The sequence below is a fragment of the Rhodopila sp. genome, assembly GCF_965277825.1.
Lineage (GTDB): Bacteria > Pseudomonadota > Alphaproteobacteria > Acetobacterales > Acetobacteraceae > Rhodopila.
Genome location: NZ_OZ255846.1, coordinates 2136023 through 2152261 on the forward strand (window position 1 = coordinate 2136023; position 16239 = coordinate 2152261).

10 protein-coding genes are annotated in these 16239 nt (G+C 66.8%); 6 read left to right on the forward strand and 4 right to left on the reverse strand.

Annotated elements, in window-relative coordinates; translation table 11 throughout:
* The first annotated feature begins 114 nt into the window (after positions 1 to 114).
* Positions 115 to 297: a hypothetical protein gene (locus tag ACQY4T_RS10720; protein WP_428541352.1), complete on the forward strand. Its 183-nt coding sequence runs from the start codon at positions 115 to 117 to the stop codon at positions 295 to 297.
* A gap of 168 nt (positions 298 to 465) precedes the next feature.
* Here ACQY4T_RS10720 and ACQY4T_RS10725 read toward each other — a convergent pair whose 3' ends face one another.
* Both ACQY4T_RS10725 and ACQY4T_RS10730 read right to left on the reverse strand, forming a co-directional pair.
* Entirely contained in the window at positions 466 to 2688 is a 2223-nt protein-coding gene (locus ACQY4T_RS10725; RefSeq protein ID WP_428541355.1) for a putative PEP-binding protein, read from the reverse strand.
* A 416-nt stretch (positions 2689 to 3104) separates the two neighbouring features.
* Positions 3105 to 6317: an Rne/Rng family ribonuclease gene (locus ACQY4T_RS10730; RefSeq protein ID WP_428541358.1), complete on the reverse strand. Its 3213-nt coding sequence runs from the start codon at positions 6315 to 6317 to the stop codon at positions 3105 to 3107.
* A gap of 633 nt (positions 6318 to 6950) precedes the next feature.
* Here ACQY4T_RS10730 and ACQY4T_RS10735 point away from each other — a divergent pair.
* The 5 genes from ACQY4T_RS10735 (at position 6951) to ACQY4T_RS10755 (ending at position 15007) form a co-directional block, all read left to right on the forward strand.
* Positions 6951 to 7883: an N-acetylmuramoyl-L-alanine amidase family protein gene (locus ACQY4T_RS10735; protein WP_428541361.1), complete on the forward strand. Its 933-nt coding sequence runs from the start codon at positions 6951 to 6953 to the stop codon at positions 7881 to 7883.
* Between the two features lie 208 nt (positions 7884 to 8091).
* The gene (locus tag ACQY4T_RS10740) at positions 8092 to 10731 is read left to right on the forward strand and encodes a penicillin-binding protein 1A (protein ID WP_428541364.1); all 2640 of its coding nucleotides are present in this window, start codon (positions 8092 to 8094) and stop codon (positions 10729 to 10731) included.
* 33 nt (positions 10732 to 10764) lie between these two features.
* Positions 10765 to 11896, forward strand: a protein-coding gene (gene prfB / locus ACQY4T_RS10745) for a peptide chain release factor 2 (protein WP_428541367.1) whose coding sequence is annotated in 2 segments (ribosomal slippage) — positions 10765 to 10833 and positions 10835 to 11896 — 1131 coding nt in all. Because the reading frame shifts where the segments join, the coding sequence is not laid out codon by codon here.
* Positions 11897 to 12208: 312 nt separating this feature from the next.
* Entirely contained in the window at positions 12209 to 12433 is a 225-nt protein-coding gene (locus ACQY4T_RS10750; protein WP_428541370.1) for a type II toxin-antitoxin system HicB family antitoxin, read from the forward strand.
* A gap of 1161 nt (positions 12434 to 13594) precedes the next feature.
* Positions 13595 to 15007: an MFS transporter gene (locus tag ACQY4T_RS10755; protein ID WP_428541373.1), complete on the forward strand. Its 1413-nt coding sequence runs from the start codon at positions 13595 to 13597 to the stop codon at positions 15005 to 15007.
* On the opposite strand, the gene ACQY4T_RS10760 is transcribed toward ACQY4T_RS10755, so the two are convergent.
* Both ACQY4T_RS10760 and ACQY4T_RS10765 read right to left on the reverse strand, forming a co-directional pair.
* Complete coding sequence (locus tag ACQY4T_RS10760; protein WP_428541376.1) at positions 15002 to 15301, reverse strand: hypothetical protein; 300 nt, start codon at positions 15299 to 15301, stop codon at positions 15002 to 15004. The two genes, ACQY4T_RS10755 and ACQY4T_RS10760, sit on opposite strands and share 6 nt — an antisense overlap.
* Positions 15302 to 15528: 227 nt before the next feature.
* A complete protein-coding gene (locus tag ACQY4T_RS10765; protein WP_428541379.1) occupies positions 15529 to 16176 on the reverse strand; it encodes a hypothetical protein in 648 nt (215 codons plus the stop codon).
* Positions 16177 to 16239 lie beyond the last annotated feature (63 nt).

Below are 16239 nucleotides of genomic sequence, written 5' to 3' on the forward strand. Positions count from 1 at the left end.
TTGCCGTTGTAGAGCTACAGTCTACACCCTGGTCGCGAACTATCCCAAGCCGCGGCTCGATGGCCGCGATTGCCCTTGATGGTGACGCGAAGCTGCAGGGGAGGGCGCCGCGCGTTGGCTTTAGCAGACCTCGGTGTGGGGTGTCAGGCGGCAATTCGCTACCGCCTGGGTTGCGTCGATGCAAGTGCTGGCAGCGTGGACGCCGGAATCCTCGATCCGGCTGGGTTCGGCGGCGCACTGAGCCGGATCGAGCGGGTTGGCGCCGAGGCCGAGGATTTGCCGAACCCGACCATGTAGGAGCTTGAGAACCGAGGGTGCGCGGTTTCCGGTTCGATCTTGCTTTTGGGCCACAGGACAGGTTTTTCCACAGCATTAAATTGGCGTGACGTTTCGCCGTGCGGCGGGGCGGTCGGTCGGCCGGGTTTTGGTTGGCCGGTTGGCGGCCCTGCTTGTCCGAGGCGTTGGTCAGGAAATAATTGCCTGTTCTCGTGCCCAGGTTGCAAGCGCCTCGCGCAGCCCGAACCCTTCGCCGCGCCTGATCGAGGCCAGCACGGATCGGAAGGCGCGCATGTCGACCTGCGCGAACATCGCCTTGATCGGCAGGACGGCACTGGCCGGCATCGATAATGTGGTGACCCCCAAGGCGGCGAGCACCAGCGCCTCGAGCGGGCGGGAGGCGGCCTCGCCACAGATCGAGATCGGGACCCGTGCGGGCTTTGCCGCGAGCACCAGTTGTTCGATCATGTCGAGCACGGGTTGGGACAGGAAATCGTAGCGATCGTAGAGCGATGGCGTGCCGCGGTCGGCGGCGAACAGGAACTGTATCAGGTCGTTTGAACCGAGCGAGATGAAATCCGCTGTCTGCATCAGTTGGGGGAGCTGCCACATCAGCGCCGGCACCTCCAGCATGGTGCCGATGTGCAACGACTGTGGGACGGGGCGGACCCGTTTGGCCTCGGCCAGCAGCAGCGCCTTGGCGGCGGTGAACTCGGCCACGGTGGCGACCATCGGGAACATCACGCTGAGCTCGCGGCCGCCGGCGGCGAGCAGCAGGGCGCGCAATTGGCGGCGCAGCAAGGCCGGGCGGTCGAGGCCGACGCGCAGTGAGCGCCAGCCCATCGCCGGGTTCTCCTCCTCGATGATGGTGCCGGGCAGCAGCTTGTCGGCGCCGAGGTCGAGGGTGCGGAACACCACCGGCTTGCCGTCGGCCTCGTCGAGCACGCGGGCGTAGATCGCGGTCTGTTCGGCGACGTCGGCGACCGAACCGCGCGCCAGCATGGCGATTTCGGTGCGGAACAGGCCGATGCCGTCGGCGCCGGTGCGGGCGAGCTGCGGCAATTCGAGGCTGAGGCCGATGTTGAGCATCAGTTGCAGGCCGATGCCGTCGGCGGTGACGGCGGGGCGCCCGCGCCAGGTCGCCAGTTCGGCGTATTTGGCGTTGCGGGCGTCGAGTGCTCGGATGTAGGCGAGGCGGACCTCGGCTTCGGGGCGCAGGATGAATTGGCCTTCGTCGCCGTCGACCACGGCGCAATCGCCTTGTTCGGCGCTGTCCAGCATGCCGCGCAGGCTGCCGATGGCGGGGATGCCCAGGGCTCGGGCAAGGATCGCGGCGTGTCCGGCGGGACTGGCTTCCTCGACCGCGACGCCGGCGATGCCGCGGGCGTGCCAGTCGAGCAGTTCGGCCGGCCCGAGGCGGCGGGCCAGCAGGATGGCGCCCTCCGGCACCGGGGCTCGGGGTGGCTCGCCGAGCAGCGCGGTGAGCAGGCGGTTGGCGAGGTCCTCCATGTCGGCCAGGCGTTCGCGCAGATAGACGTCGCTGATCCGGCGCATGCGGTCGTGCAGTTCGCCGGCGACGCGCTGCACGGCGGCCTCGGCGGTCATGCCGCCGCGGATCACCTCGGCGACGCGGCGCAGCCAGCCGGCATCGGAGGCGACCAGGCGGTAGGCGTCGAGCACCTCACGCGAGGCGTTGACATCGGCGGTGCGGCCGTTGCTGGGGACGTCGGCGAACAGGTCGTCGAGGCCGCGCTGCATGCGGGCCACCGCCTGGTCGAGCCTGGCCTGTTCGGCTGGGAGATCCTCGGCGATCATGCGCACCACCGGGCGGGCGGAGCGCAGCAGGACGATGTTGCCGACGGCGATGCCGCCCATCAGCGGCGCGCCGGTGAACAGTCGTGGCACGGTGTCGGCCAGGCCCTTGGGCGAGCCGTCGGTGGCGCCGCTTCCGGCCAATGTCTCGGCCAGCAGCATGGCGACGGTTTCGAGGTCATCGACCTCGGGTTCGCTGAAGTTGCGCGGGGTGCGGTTCTGCACCACCAGCACGCCCAGGGTGCGGCCGGAGCGGCGCACCGGCACGGCGAGCAAGGAGGCGAAGGGTTCCTCGCCGGTTTCCGGGCGGTAGGCGAAGGCCGGATGGTTCTGCGCGTCGGGCAGGTTCATTATCGTGCCGGTGGCGGCGCAGAGGCCGACGATGCCTTCACCGACGCGCAGCCGGGTGCGGCCGATGGCGTCACGGTTCAGGCCCTCGGTGGCGGTGAGTTCGAGGATGTCGCCAGGGCGCTGGACGTAGATCGAGCAGACCTCGCTGGCCAGTTCGGAGGCGACGAGGCGGACCATGGCCGAGAGCGGGGCGGAGCCATGGGCGCGGAGATCGCGCAGCCGGGCGAGCAGTTCGCGGTGACCGCTCATCGGGCATTGGCACCGGTGCGGGGGGGCGCGCCGATGGTTGCGCTGGCGCCGGTCTGGTTGGCCGGCGGGGCGGCGTTGTGCTGCATGGTCAAGGGATAGCGATCCGGTCCTGGGTGGGCGGACAAATTAGCAAACACCCGGCACCAGCGCACGCAGTTCAGCCGGCGTCGCGGACGAGAGTTTGGCGCGGCGTTCGGTGACGCGGATCATGATGTCGTGTAGCAGGCATGCGAGACGGTCACGGCCTGATGGCGGGCGGCATCAAGCAATAGGCTTGCTGCCGCCCGGCGCGATCATGGACTTGTCCGGTCGGATGATTCACGCGCCTTGGACGTTCCGCCCGGCGCGATCATGGACTTGCCTGGTCGGATGATTCACCCGCCTTGGACGTTCCGCCCGGCGCGATCATGCGCCGGTCATCGCCGCCACCAGCCGCGTTTTGGCTCTGCCGGGGGTTCGCCGCCGGCGCCGATCAGGATCGGCCTGACCAGGGGTTCGGCCGCGGCTGGTTCAGCGTTGATATCAGCAGCGGCGGTATCGTTGGCCGGCACGGCGGGCGGTGGCGCTGGTTCGGTCGGCGGCAGCGGCGATTCGGCCGCCGGTTCGGGGGCTGCCGAGTTGATGATCTCGGCCGCGGTCGGCTGCGTGCCGCGCGCATCGGATGCGGCCGGATCGGCCGACGTGGCGCCGACGGTTGCCGGGTCGATGTCGGAGGCCTCCGGGTCGGGCGCGGTGTTATTGACGATTTCGGCGGCCGAGGCGGCGCGTTGCGGCGGCTGGGCTTCGGCCGCGCGTTCGGCCTGATCCATCACGTCGAAAATGTCGAACGCGCGGCCGCCGAACGGATCGGCCGGCGTGGGTCCGGCGTAGACCGGGGTGAGTTCGGGTTGATCCGCGCCCGGCACCGCCATCGGCGGCAACTCGGTTTCGTTGTCGCGCCGCCGGCGGCGTCCGCCGCGCCGGCCGCGGCGACGGTTGCGCGGGTCGTCGTCGGCGCCCGCTGGGGCCGCGGCCGGGTCGGCTGCTTCGTCGCCGGAGGGTTCGCCGGGCTCACCCGATTCGGTGGCCTCGCCCGGATCGGCCAGTTCGGCGGGATCGCGCGATGCGGCCAGTTCGGCGGTGGCGGGTACGGCCTCGGTCGGTTCGGCGGGGGCGCCGTCCTGGGTGTCGGCGGCAGCCGGCTGCTGGCCGTCGCGCCGACCGCCACGGCGGCGGCGACGGCGGCGTTTGCGGCGGCGGTCGGCGTCGTCGCCCCCGTCTTCGGTGCCGCCATCCTCGGCGCCGCCATCTTCGGTGCCCCCATCTTCGGTGCCGGCGTCTTCGGCGCCCGCATCCTCGGCGCGCTGTTCGGCGCTGTCGTCCTCGCTGTCGTCGTCCTCGTCCTCGGCGCCGGCGGCATCGGCCCGGTCCTCGTCGTCCTCGGCCGCCGCCGCGGGGAGCGGCAGCGGGCGTTCCGCGGTCACCACCGCGGCGACTTCGTCGGGCGAGCGGGTGCGCAGTTTCTCGATGCGGAACTGCGGCGCGATCTGGGCGTCGTCGGCGGCGATGATGACGCGCATCGCGTAGCGCAGTTCGATTTCCTGCAGCCGCTCGCGCTTGTGGTTCAGCAGATAGAGTGCGACCGGGCTGGAGACGTGGACGACGATCTCGGCGGAGCGGCGCTTGCTGCCCTCGTCCTCGATGCCGCGCAGCACGTGGATGGCGGCGTTTTCGGTGCTGCGGACGTGGCCGGTGCCGCCGCAATGCGGGCATAGGATGAAGCTGGTTTCGGCGAGCGAGGGGCGGAGCCGCTGGCGGCTCATTTCCAGCAGGCCGAAATGGCTGATGTGGCCGACCTGGATGCGGGCGCGGTCGTTCTTCAGCGCCTCCTTGATGCGGCGTTCGACCATCGCGTTGTGGCGTTTCGATTCCATGTCGATGAAATCGATCACGATCAGTCCGGCGAGGTCGCGCAGGCGCAACTGGCGGGCCACTTCGTCGGCGGCTTCGAGGTTGGTGCGCAGCGCGGTTTCCTCGACGTTGCGCTCCCGCGTGGAGCGTCCGGAGTTGACGTCGATGGCGACCAGCGCCTCGGCCTGGTTGATCACCAGGTAGCCGCCGGAGCGAAGCTGCACGGTGGGCATCAGCATGCCGTCGAGCTGGGCCTCGACCTGGTTGCGGGCGAACAGCGGCTGGCCGCCATCACGCCAGAGCTGCACCTTCTTGGCGTGGGTCGGCATCAGCATGCGCATGAAGTCGTGCGCGGCGTGCCAGCCGTCCTCCCCATCCACCAGGATTTCGTCGATGTCGCGCGAGTAGACGTCGCGGATGGCGCGCTTGATCAGGCTGGCCTCTTCGTAGATCAGCGCCGGGGCGACCGACTTCATGGTGTGGTCGCGGATGTCGTCCCACAGCCGCAGCAGGTATTCGCAGTCGCGCTTGATCTCAGGTTTCGGGCGGTTGGCGCCGGCGGTGCGCACGATCATGCCCATGCCGCGGGGGATATCGAGTTCGGCCATCACCTCCTTCAACCGGCGGCGGTCGGTGGCGGAGGTGATCTTGCGCGAGATGCCGCCGCCGCGCGGGGAGTTCGGCATCAGCACGCCGAAGCGGCCGGCGAGGGAGAGGTAGGTGGTCAGCGCGGCGCCCTTGGTGCCGCGTTCCTCCTTGACCACCTGGATCAGCAGGATCTGGCGGCGGCGGATCACTTCCTGGATCTTGTAGTTGCGCATGAAGCGGGGCGGCATGCGGCGTTCGCGCTGGTCGTCGCTGCTTTCGTGGTCGCTGCCGCCGACGGTTTCGGGCGGCGGCAGCGACTCGATCGGGTCGCCGTTGGCATCGTCGCGATCGCGATCGTCGGTGTCGGACTCGTCCTCGACAATCGGTTCGGAGACGATTTGTCCGCGCGGGAGCCGTTCGAGGGCGACCGCGTGCGGTGCTTCGAGCGGGTCGGCGAGCAGCGGCGGGACCGAAGCCGTGGCCCAGGCCTCGGCGGCCGACATGGGCGGGGCGGCCTCGGCGGCCGACGCGGGCGGGCCGGTCTCGGCGACCGACGCGGGCGGCGGGGCAGCCTCGGCCCGCGGCACGGCAGCGATCAGCGGCGGGGTTGCCGCCAACGCCCAGGGTTCGGCAGCCAACGCGTCGGCCGCCGATGCAGGCGCCGACCCGGTTTGTGCCGACCCCGTCTGGGCCAATTGCACTTGGGCCGATCCCGTCTCTACCGACCCCGTCTCTGCCGACCCCGTCTGTAGCGCCGGCGTTTGCGCCGCTGGGGCGTGCGGCGCGGCCTCGGTGGCGCCGGGTGCGTCGACGGCGTGGGTCAGCGCCAGTTCGAGATCGTCTTCCTCTTCCTCGCGGCGGGCCTCCTCGGCCTGCATTTCGATCAGGCGTTGGCGGTCGGCGATCGGGATCTGATAGTAGTCGGGATGGATTTCGCTGAATGCCAGGAAGCCGTGGCGGTTGCCGCCATATTCGACGAACGCCGCCTGCAGGCTGGGTTCGACGCGGACTACCTTGGCGAGGTAGATATTGCCCTTGAGTTGCCGCTTGGTCGATGTCTCGACATCGAAATCTTCAAGTCGGCTACCGTCCAGCACCACGACGCGGGTTTCTTCCGCGTGCGAGGCGTCGATCAGCATGCGTTTGGTCATTTAGCCTTGAACTCCGGTACGCCGCCGTGATGCTGGAGCCGGCCCTTGGTTGGGTTGCGGTCAGCGAACGGCTGGCAAGGATTGCGGGAAGGGGCCCGCCCGAAGTTTCAGGACAGCGATGGTGATCGGCACACGCCGCGCGGCTAGCCCCGGAAGATCCGGCTCGGAACGGGCCGAAAGCATTGCCTGGGTCACCCGAAAATCCGGGTGGCGGTGCAAATCCGGGCAGGCGTGGCGCGACGTGCTGCATCAGTCCCTGACGTTCGGATGGCGCGTTCCATGGAAACGCGGCCCCGTGTGAAAGTCGGCGCTGGTGCTGCCTGCATGGCGGATCGGGCCGCGGCGGACAGGACCCCGGCGCGCCACGAATCCAAGATGGCGGGCGCGACACGGACGGCGACGTGGCCGCGGCGGAACGGATCCTTCCCCACACCTGCCAGCCTGGCTCCGACCAGACCGTGCAAGGGATCACGCGCCGCCGGAAAAAGCCAGGGAACCGCGATTACCAGCGACCCCCGGTCATCGCCGGAGCGGTCTGACCATGACGCAAACCGACCCGGGCCGCAAGCACATCGTTCAGCGGCGCCATTAAGCCATCGCAATCAACATTTAAGCTGCGGCTCTGGATCCGATATGTTAACAGCGGGCATGGTCACCGAACCGTTTGCACGTCGGTTGCTGCTGCGCCGTTTCGCGGCCGGCGGGTCGGTGTTCGGCACGTTCCTGCTGCCGCCGGCGTTGCAGCGGGCGATGGCGGGCCCGCAACTCCCGTCACCGCAGCTCCCGTCACCGCTGCCGTCCCGGCAGCGTCCGTCGCGGCGCGAAATGCGGCATCCCGAGGCGGCGCGGCCACCGCCGCCGCTGATCATGCTCGATCCCGGGCATGGCGGGCGGGATCCTGGCGCGATCGGCCTATCGGGGACCTATGAGAAGCATATTTCGCTGGCCACGGCGCTGGAGCTGAAGCGTCAGTTGGAGGCGGGCCGGCGCTACCGGGTCGCGCTGACCAGAGCCGAAGATGTCTTCATCCCGCTGGATGATCGGGTGGAGCGGGCGCAGCAGCGCGGCGCGGCCCTGTTCGTCTCGATGCATGCGGACGCGCTGGCGGATCACTCGGTGCGCGGGGCCTCGGTCTATACCCTGGCGCAGACCGCCTCGGACGCGCAGAGCGCGGCGCTGGCGCGCAAGGAGAACAGTGCCGACCGGTTCATCGGGCGAAGCTGGCAGGGCACCTCGCCCGAGGTCTCGCAGATCCTGGCCAGCCTGGTGCGGCGCGAGACCCGGGCCGGATCGGTGCGGATCGCGCGCAGCCTGGTCGGCTGCCTGGACCAGGACCTGCCGATGCTGGAGCATCCGGATCGGCATGCCGGGTTCGTGGTGCTGAAGGCGGCCGACATTCCCAGCGTGCTGGTGGAGATGGGGTTCATGTCCAACCGGCGCGATGAGGCGGCGCTGCGTCGGGTCGATCACCGCCGTCTGGTGGCCGACGCGATGCACCGCGCGATCGAGGCGTATTTCGCCGGGCTTGGCAACGTGGCGGACAGCTCCGCTCGCGGGCTCGGCTAGCTCGCCTTCAGGGTGACCATGAACGGTCACCGCGCTTTAGCGCTTTGTTTGCGCGAGCAACTGCATCAGCCTGACTTTTCCAGTCGGGCTGATGTTGCTCCAGATCGTATCGCTGCACTGCGCTCGGATCGCACCAGGCCGCGCGAGGCTACCAAAATGTGTGATCCGATGGCTGGCGATTCGCCGCAAAAGCGTTCATATCGCGGCCATGACAGGACCCCTGAGAGCCGGCGAGAAGCTGGCGCCCTCCGGCCGGGTTAAATCCGAGCGGGCGCAATCCGAGGCGGGCGGTCCGCGCGGCAGCGGCGGCTCGGGAAAACCGCCGAAGCGGCGCGCCGGGGTTTTGGTGCGGACCGCGCGCGGCATCATTGGCGCGGTGCTGGGCGTGGTGCTGCTGGTCGGCGTGATCGGTTCGGCCGGCGCCTACATGGCCTACAAGCATTTCAGCGCCGACCTGCCGGATGTCGATGGGCTACGCAACTACCGGCCGCCGGTGATGAGCCGGATCTATGCCGGGGATTCGCGACTGCTGGCGGAGCTGGCGTCGGAGCGGCGGATTTTCGTGCCGGTGGCGGCGATGCCGGAGATCGTCAAGCAGGCTTTCATTTCGGCTGAGGACCGGAATTTCTACACCCACAGCGGGATCGACCCGATGGCGATCCTGCGCGCGGCGATGTTCGATCTGGCGCATGCCGGGCAGGGGCGGCGGCCGCTGGGTGCGTCGACGATCACCCAGCAGGTTGCCAAGAACATGCTGCTGGACGGCCAGATGTCGATGTCGCGCAAGGTCAAGGAGGCGATCCTGGCGATCCGGATCGAGCAGACCCTGAGCAAGGACCGGATCCTGGAGCTGTACCTGAACGAGATCTATCTCGGGCAGGGCGCCTATGGGGTGGCGGCGGCGGCGCAGACCTACTTCAACAAGCCGCTGGACAAGCTGACGCTGGCCGAGGCGGCGTTCCTGGCGGCGTTGCCGAAGGCGCCGAACAACCTCAATCCGTTCAAGTACCCCGAGGCGGCGCGGGTGCGTCGCGACTACGTGCTGGACCGGCTGGCCGAGGATCACGTGATCACTCCGGCGCAGCAGGCCGAGGCGAAGGCGGCGCCGGTGGTGCCGTCGGAATTCCGTCGGCCGCCGCCGATCCCCGGGGCCGATTGGTTCACCGAGGACGTGCGGCGTCAGTTGCTGGTTCGGTTTGGCCAGGACGCCACCACGCAGGGGGGCCTGATGGTGCGCACCAGCCTGGATCCGGCGCTGCAGGTCGCCGCCGAACGGTCGTTGCGGGATGGGCTGATGAACTATGACCATGCGCTGGGCGGCTGGCGCGGGGCGGTGGCGCATCTGGATCTGCCGGCGGACGGTTTCGAGACGCAATGGCCGGCGGCGCTGAACCAGCAGCCGCGGCCGCCCGGCATGCTGGCGGAGTGGCAACTGGCGATCGTGGCGACGGTTTCGGACAGCACGGCGAAGGTGGAGTGGCTGAACCATCTGGGCGAGCGGCGGGCGGCGATGCTTGGGCTGCCGGATGTGGCCTGGGCGCGGACGGTGCGGGACGGCAAGCCGGGCCCGGCGCCGCGGCGGATGGCCGATGTGGTGCGGGTGGGTGACGTGGTGATGATCAAGCCGCCGGCGGTGCAGCCTGGGCCGCCCAGGGGTCCGGTGGTGCCGGTGCGGGGGCGCCTGCCGGCGGTCGCGATGCCGGCGGCGATGAACCGAGCGACGTTGTGCCAGGTGCCGCTGGTGCAGGGTGCGATGGTGTCGCTGGATCCGCAGAGCGGGCGGGTGCTGGCGATGGTCGGGGGCTGGAGCTACGAACAGAGCCAGTTCAACCGCGCCACGCAGGCCAATCGCCAGCCTGGCTCGAGCTTCAAGCCGATCGTCTATCTGACCGCGCTGGAAAAGGGCGTGTCGCCGAGCCAGCGGTTCCTGGATGCGCCGATCGTGGTGGACACGCCGGATGGGCGCTGGCGGCCAGGCAACTATGAGGGCACGTTCGGTGGCCCGACGTCGCTGCGGGTGGCGCTGGAGGAATCGTTGAACCTGGTGACGCTGCGGGTGGCGCAGCAGGTCGGCATGAAGGCGATCGCCGACAACGCGATTGCCTTCCACGAGGTGGATTCGATGCCGCTGGTGCTGCCGGCGGCGCTGGGCGCGGTGGAGACCACGGTGATGCGGGAAGCCGGTGCCTACGCGTCACTGGCGATGGGCGGACGTGAGGTCATTCCCAGTCTGATCGACAGCGTGCAGGACCCGGATGGGCACGTGGTGCTGCGCTCGCCCGGGCTGGACTGCACCGGTTGCGGGGATGCGGCGAAGCCGCCCGACGTGGTGGATACGCGGGCGCAGATCGCCGACCCCGCCAGTGTGTTCCAGTTGGTCACGATGATGCAGGGGGTGGTGCAGCGTGGCACCGGCAAGCCGGCTGGCAAGGGGTTGAACCGGCCGATCGCCGGCAAGACCGGCACAACGCAGGATTTCGCCGATGCCTGGTTCGCCGGCTTCACCCCGGATCTGGTCACCGTAGTCTGGGTCGGCTTCGATACGCCGGCCAGCCTTGGCGACAACCAGACCGGCGGGGCGGTGGCGGCGCCGATCTGGAACAGCTACATGACAACCGCGCTGGCGGGCCATCCGGTGCTGTCGTTCCCGATGCCGCCGGGGGTCACGATGGCGCCGTGGGACAGCGGCCGGGGCGGTTCGGTTGTCGACGCGTTCAAGCCGGACCAGGTTCCGGGTGCCTCGGCGCCGTTGGGCATGGGGCTGGCCAGCGCGCCGTCGTCAGATGCGGCGCAGCAGACGTCGGGCGTGCACGGCGGGGTTGATAGCGGGCTGGGCGGGCTGTATTGACGCGGCCCGTTGCACCGGAGCATCTGCTGAGCCATGTCCGCTGAGTCCGACGCTTTGAACGAGCAGATCAAGCAGTCGATCGCGCTGCTGAGGAGGCATCTTTGACTGGGATGTCGCCGAGGCCCGCCTGGCTGAGCTGAACCACCGCGCCGAGGACCCGGGCTTGTGGAACGATGCCGCGGCGGCACAGAAGCTGATGCGGGAGCGCAATCAGATCGCGTCGTCCATGGATGCGGTGCGGGCGCTGGAAAGCGAAGTGGCCGATGCCGGGGAGCTGATCGGGCTGGCCGAGGCGGACGGCGATGCGGCGATGGTCGCCGAGGCGATGACGTCGTTGCGGGCGGCCGCCGAGGACGCCAAGCGGCGCGAGATCGAGAGCCTGCTTTCGGGTGAGGCGGATGGCAACGACTGCTACATCGAGCTAAATGCCGGCGCGGGGGGAACCGAGGCGCAGGACTGGGCCGAGATGTTGATGCGAATGTATATGCGCTGGGCCGAACAGCACGCCTACAAGGTGCAGTTGATGGAAGCCAGCGAGGGCGAGCAGGCCGGTATCAAGTCGGCGACGCTGCAGATCACCGGGGCCAACGCCTATGGCTGGCTGAAGACCGAGGGCGGGGTGCACCGGCTGGTGCGGATCAGTCCGTTCGATGCCAATGCTCGGCGGCAGACGAGCTTTGCGTCGGTCTGGGTGTATCCGGTGGTGGATGATTCGATCGAGATCGAGATCAACGAGGCAGACTTGAAGGTGGATACCTATCGGGCCTCGGGGGCTGGTGGGCAGCATGTGAACAAGACCGAGAGCGCGATCCGGATTACGCATGTGCCGAGCGGGATTATTGTGGCTTGTCAGACTGATCGCAGTCAGCACCGTAATCGGGCGACGGCTATGGCGATGCTGAAGGCGCGGATGTACGAGGCTGAGCTGCAGCGGCGCGAGGCGGTGACGGCGGCGCAGGAGAGCGCCAAGACCGATATCGGCTGGGGGCACCAGATCCGCAATTACGTGCTGGCGCCGTATCAGTTGGTCAAGGATCTGCGGACCGGGTTGGAGAAGGGCAATCCGGACGCGGTGCTGGACGGGGATCTGGACGAGTTCATGGCGGCGGCGTTGGCGGCGCGGTCTGGGGCGACGCGGTCGGAGGCTAGCGCGCAGGCGCGGTAGGGGTAGCTGGTCATCACGCAGGGCAAGTTGACCTCTTGTTAACCTGTCGGTTCGATAATTCAAGGCCAGGAGGCTCATCTTGGCTGACTTACTCGAATCGATGCGAGGAAACCCTGCTGGGAATTGGACGATCAGGGATGTAGAGCGCGTCTGCCGTCAAAGTGGCGTGGATTGCAGGCCGCCCAAGAGGGGTGATCATTATAAGGTGACGCATTCAAGCCAGACAAATATCGTGACCATACCCGCTCACAGGCCGATCAAACTCGTATATATCAAGCAGTTGGTTAAGTTCATTGAACGCGTGAGGTCCATATGATGAAACATGCTGACTATACGATCGTCATTGAACCAGCCTCAACTGAGGATGGCGGTGGCTTCCTGGCATTCGTTCCCGATCTCCCGGGATGTATGTCTGACGGCGATTCGTACGAACAGGCGGCACATAACGTCGTCGGGGCGATCGAAAGTTGGATCGAGGCAGCCGAGGAGATGGGGCGTCCGATCCCCAGTCCCACACCTCGTCGGGCATTGGCGTAGCGCGCCAGAGGCAGCGGGCCACAGAAGCGCCCAATCGTTGCCTTGGTCGAGCGCGGCGGCGGGGCGCGTGCCCTACCCGACACTTGGCGGCCAATTCGCAAAGTTTCAGACGGCCATTTCAGGCGTGCTGCGTTCAGCCTCCGCCATTAGCGAGAGGTCGGTCTGATCGCGTCTTTCATTTTTGCATGGTGATTAACGCTCTTTCTGCCTGGGATAAGGGAAGGTAAACATGAACACTCCGAAGACCCCCAAGGCCCTGAAGCGATGGACACAACCGACTAGAAGACCACACCCCCAAGCAACGGACGGGTATTATGGCATAAAGCACCCCGGTTTGGCTGCCTCATTCGGATGGATTATCACGTACTGGACCCATGTCGAAGAAATGATGATCGGTGTCTTCGAAGAACTTGTGACCGGGAACGCGCACCATCAAGACCAAGCTGTTTCCCAGTCTAGTAGAGAGATATTTAGATCGATTAACAAGTCAACAAACAAAAATAAGGATTATGGAAAGTCTATTGCAAACATCGCCTCACAATGTCACAAAGACAGAGATGTTTGATAATATAATCCGAGAATCTCGTCTTTAAACACAATCCGCAACGACTATGTCCATGGCTTTTGGGTGTGGAATGAGCAAAAAGGGACATTGTCACTTTGGGCACCCACTGCGGAACTACTTAACAATACAAATTCCAGATTCGTCGACGCCAACGAGCTAGATGCCACAATGGATCGAATGCGAGCACTCATGGACCTCATTCGTCTGCGCTTTTCGCATCAACAATAGCCTCGAATATCGCGATCACTTATCGCCTTCCGTGTTATATTAGTTCGGTTCTAATGTCCCCGCAGAGCACATTTTAAGCTCGAGCACACCAGCTTGGATCATTCCCTCTATAATAGTGCGGCTCCGTTTCTTCGTCGTGACGGACTTACCGAAACCATTTGCATGGTTCCGCTTTCGGAGTGGCAGGGGGGTTGGCAACGGGCGCTGCTAAAAGTGGTGGATCGAGTGCATACTTCGCGTCGGATGGAGCTTCGCCTGGACCCGCGGTATGATGCCGGGCAGGATTGCTAGGCTCGAACTGAACGTCTAACCCGGCGAACAAGCTTGGCGGAACAAGGTGCGCAAAGACGCACCTGAGGGAGAACGTGATGGCTTCGACTCTGACAGTGACGCCGGCGGCCGAGATCACCGCGCGGCTGGACCGGTTGCCGATGACCCGGCACATGTGGGTGCTGGTGCTGTTGATCTCGCTGGGCGGCTGGTTCGACACCTATGCCATCTTCCTGACCGGGTCGATCGCGCCGGGCATGTTCGCCGACAAGATCTTTACTCCGACGACGGTTTCACTGTTCGGGTTCACCGGGCTGGCGTCGTTCATCGCCGCGCTATTCGCCGGGCTGTTCATCGGCACGATGTTCTTCACCCAGGCGGCGGATCGGTTCGGCCGGCGCGCCGTGTTCACCTATTCCCTGGTCTGGTACTGCGTTGCCACCCTGGTCATGGCGTTTCAGTACACCGCGAATGGGGTGAACCTGTGGCGCTTCATCGCCGGCGTGGGCATCGGGGTGGAGCTTGTTACCGTCGATACGTTCATCTCCGAGCTGGTGCCGAAACGAGCGCGCGGCCGGGTGTTCGCGATCCAGCAATCGATCGGCTTCATTCCGGTGCCGGTGGTGGCGCTGCTGGCCTGGCTGCTCAATCCGACCGCGCCGTTTGGGCTGTCGGGGTGGCGCTGGGTGGTGATCATCGGTTCGGTTGGCGCGATCATCGTCTGGTTCGTGCGGCTGCGGATGCCGGAATCGCCGCGCTGGCTGGCTCAGCAGGGGCGGGTGGATGAAGCCGACCGGGTGATGAGCGCGATCGAGGCCAAGGTGGCGGCCGAAGCCGGCGGCACGCTGCCGGCGCCGGAGCCGCCGGTGGTCGAGGACCCGCGCAAGGGCAAGCTGTCGGAGATCTTCAACCCGACCTATCGCAGCCGCACGATCATGCTGTCGGTGGCCAATTTCTTTCAGACGATCGGCTTCTACGGGTTCGCCAACTGGGTGCCGACGTTGCTGATCGCCAACGGGATCCATGTCTCGCAGACCTTGGAATACTCGTTCATCATCGCCTTCGCCTATCCGCTGTTTCCGCTGTTCAGCAGCATGTTCGCCGATCGGATCGAGCGCAAATGGCAGGTGTGCCTGTCCTGCATCGGGATCGCGGTGTTTGGCGTGGCGTTCGCGTTCCAGACCAGCGCGGTGCCGTTGATCATCATCGGAACGATACAGACGATGATGAATGCCTGGCTGTCGTTCTCGGCGCATAACTATCAGGCGGAGTTGTTCCCGACCCGGATTCGCGCCACCGCGGTGGGGTTCGTCTATTCCTGGAGCCGTTTCAGCACGATCTTCACCGGCTTCATCATTGCCGCGACCCTGCAACGGTTTGGCGTGCCGGGGGTGTTCCTGTTCATTGCCGGGGCGATGGCGGTCGTGGTGATCTCGGTGGCGATGTTCGGCCCGCGCACCAACCGGCTTTCGCTGGAGGAGATCGCACGCCCGGTGGGCCAGGAATCATAGGTCGGAGCGGATCGGCCGGTTCGCGGTGGCGGCCTCGCAGCCGGTGCACTGGTCGGCGAACGACCGCGGGTTCGGCCGCTGGTCCAGGGCAGCGGAGCGCGGCGCGTCGATGACCTGGACGGTCATGGCGGCGAACACCGCGGCGACAAACATACTGCCGGCGGCGATCGCGGCCCGCTCGGTCCAGGCGCGGAAGGCTGCGGAGCGATAGGCCAGCGCCAGTTCCCAAAGGCCGTAGCCGGCGAAAAACGTGCTCAGGATCCCGAGCACGACGGAGCCGATTTGATGGGGCATGGAGGTGTTACGTCGGGCGCGCGGTGACCGGATCACCCGCGGCAGATCACGAACCGACGCCATTGGGCTGGGGCTTTGGTCTCGGTGGGGCTAGCGCATGATCGCGGCTTCGGCGGAACGTTCAAGGCGCGTCAATCATGCAACAAAACAAAGAGCTAGCGTTGCGAGACTGATGTTTGCCCGCTATCGCGAACTCAGCCTCGGGACATCAGCCTCGGGACACCAGACTAGCGCGGGCCGTCGAGCCGGGGCTCGGACCGCTGAGGGCGGATGATCTGTGGTTCGCGCCGGGGCGGGCGCATGTTCGGCGGCGGCGGTGGTCGTTCCAGCGAGTCGTCGTCATACGGATGCTGGGTTGGGCGCAGATCCTGGGTCGGGCGCAGATCCTGGGTCGGGCGCAGATCCTGGGTTGGCCGGAAATCCTGGGTCGGGCGCAGATCCTGGGTCGGGCGGAAATCCGCAGCGGAATGAAGGTCCTGGGTCGCGGGTGGGATCGGCGGGCAGTCGGGGACCGGGGGGTCTCGCCGGCGCGGCTTCTGATCGTCGTACAGGTCGCGGACCGCGGGCGGGATCGGCGGGCGGTCACCGGTCGGGTTGTCGCGGGCCGGGTTGTCGCGCCGCGGCGGCTGGGCGATCGGGGCGTAGACATCCTCAAAATCCACCGCTTGCGGGCCAATCGGCAGGCGCAGCGCTACATGGCGGATCTCTTGCTGGATTTCGTCCAGCCGCGCCTCGATGACTTCCAGCCGGGTTTTGACGCCGAGCACGCTGAACGGCATGAACAGAAAGGCCAGCGCGTAGAGCAGCGCGGGCACCAGGAGCACGAGCGGCACCCACCAGGGCACCCAGTCGGGCAGTGCAAACGGCATGTTCATGGCCAAATCGTAGCATGGAACGGTCGCGCCATGGGTGGATTTCTTGGCCTCTGCATGCGAGTT

Coding starts and splice junctions, on each gene's coding strand:
- ACQY4T_RS10725 (WP_428541355.1), bottom strand. CDS start 2,688: ATGAGCGGTCACCGCGAACTGCTCGCCCGGCTGCGCGATCTCCGCGCC.
- ACQY4T_RS10730 (WP_428541358.1), bottom strand. CDS start 6,317: ATGACCAAACGCATGCTGATCGACGCCTCGCACGCGGAAGAAACCCGC.
- ACQY4T_RS10735 (WP_428541361.1), top strand. CDS start 6,951: ATGTTAACAGCGGGCATGGTCACCGAACCGTTTGCACGTCGGTTGCTG.
- ACQY4T_RS10740 (WP_428541364.1), top strand. CDS start 8,092: ATGACAGGACCCCTGAGAGCCGGCGAGAAGCTGGCGCCCTCCGGCCGG.
- ACQY4T_RS10750 (WP_428541370.1), top strand. CDS start 12,209: ATGATGAAACATGCTGACTATACGATCGTCATTGAACCAGCCTCAACT.
- ACQY4T_RS10755 (WP_428541373.1), top strand. CDS start 13,595: ATGGCTTCGACTCTGACAGTGACGCCGGCGGCCGAGATCACCGCGCGG.
- ACQY4T_RS10760 (WP_428541376.1), bottom strand. CDS start 15,301: ATGCCCCATCAAATCGGCTCCGTCGTGCTCGGGATCCTGAGCACGTTT.
- ACQY4T_RS10765 (WP_428541379.1), bottom strand. CDS start 16,176: ATGAACATGCCGTTTGCACTGCCCGACTGGGTGCCCTGGTGGGTGCCG.